The sequence below is a fragment of the Sphingobacterium sp. 1.A.5 genome (assembly GCF_002734235.1).
GTDB classification, from domain to species: domain Bacteria; phylum Bacteroidota; class Bacteroidia; order Sphingobacteriales; family Sphingobacteriaceae; genus Sphingobacterium; species Sphingobacterium daejeonense.
In genome coordinates this window covers 1-1475 of sequence record NZ_PEBA01000044.1, presented here as the reverse complement: position 1 = coordinate 1475, position 1475 = coordinate 1, and the positions used below count along the sequence as shown (strand labels likewise).

Here is a 1475-nt window from a genome sequence, read left to right as displayed (position 1 = left end):
CCGAAAACGGCTTCCACTTCTATGGGTCGCTTGCTCCGATGGTACATTCCCTCTTCCGACAGCAGTCTTTCCCGGGCTTTAGCCTTGAGCTTATTGAGCCTGTGGTTCACTTCAATGAGCCGATCGCCTGTAGCTTTATGGCACCCACTCCGCATCGGGCAGCCTTCGCATCGCCGAGCCTGGTAACAGCTGACCCGGGCAGTGTATCCGTTGGCACTGACTCTGGTTGCATGACCGATAAAGCTGAGCTTCTGTCCGGCCGGACATACATAATAGTCATCCTGCTGGTTGTAATATAGGTTCTGTACCGAGAAAGGATCCTGTTTATGCTTGCGYTTCTGTTCCATATGGAAGTAATTGTACTTCACAAAAGCGGTTATACCCTGTCCTTCCATCAGCTCGTAGTTCTGCTCGCTACCATATCCGGCATCTGCGACGATGGATTCACTCTGTTTTCCGTAATGGGACTCAAAGCCTTCCAGGTGTTCGGGCAGGGTTGTGGTATCTGCGGCCGTTTGATGGATGCTATAATGGGTGATGAACTGGTCTTCGGTGCTGATCTGGGTATTGTAGGCCGGTTTAAGCTGGCCATTTTTCATGTGGTCCTCTTTCATCCGCATAAACACGGCATCGGTATCGGTCTTGCTATAACTGTTGCGATCTCCCAGTACTTCCAGTTGCTCCTCATATTTCTGCAATCGGGGCAGATAGTCGTCTTCAAGCTTCCTCAGCTGCCTATCGGTGGATCTATCCACTCCTTTGAGCTTGGCATTGATCGCTCTGATCTTTTCCTTCAGCTGGGCACTATCGATGGCCTTGCTGACTTGCTGATCCCCTAATGAAGATTGGTCCTGGCTGATCTGTGCATCGATATCCGAAAGGACCGAAGCGATGTTCGCCTCCAGCTTTACCTTGTTCTTCTCGATCGATCTCTTCCAAACGAAGGTATAGCGACCGGCGGCCGATTCGATCTTGGTACCATCTACATACTGGACTTTCAGGCTGACATACTCCATGTCATGCAGCATCCGAACGATACTGGCAAACAGCTCCTGTATCTGTCCCTTAAGACGCTTTCCCCTGAAATAATTGATCGTACGGTAATCCGGCGTACTGTTGCCCGAAAGCCACATGAAATGGATGTTCTCGTGCAGGGCGCGATCGATCTTGCGGCAAGAATAGATATTGCTCAGATACGCGTAGAACAGTACCTTGATGAGCATCCTGGGATGGAAACTGGTCGTGCCTCCGCCTTTATACTGACGGATGATATGTTCCAGATCCAACTGGTCAACAACCTGACTCACCAAACGAACCGGATGGTTCAAGGGGATACGGTCTAAAATATTCTCAGGAAAAAGACTCGGACTATTGGATGGAAGAGCTTTGAATTGTATGTTTGCCATATTGTTTTTTGGGTGCACCTTAAGATACAAAATCTTGAGGACAAAAAACAGAAAAACCCCGCCATTTTT

Annotated in this window: 1 protein-coding gene; it reads right to left on the bottom strand. The window is 49.1% G+C overall.

What is annotated here, in order from left to right; translation table 11 throughout:
- The coding region (locus tag CRT24_RS14390) for an IS1182 family transposase (RefSeq protein WP_144034591.1) at window positions 1-1406 on the bottom strand (1406 nt) is incomplete at its 3' end.
- Between the last annotated feature and the right edge of the window lie 69 nt (window positions 1407-1475).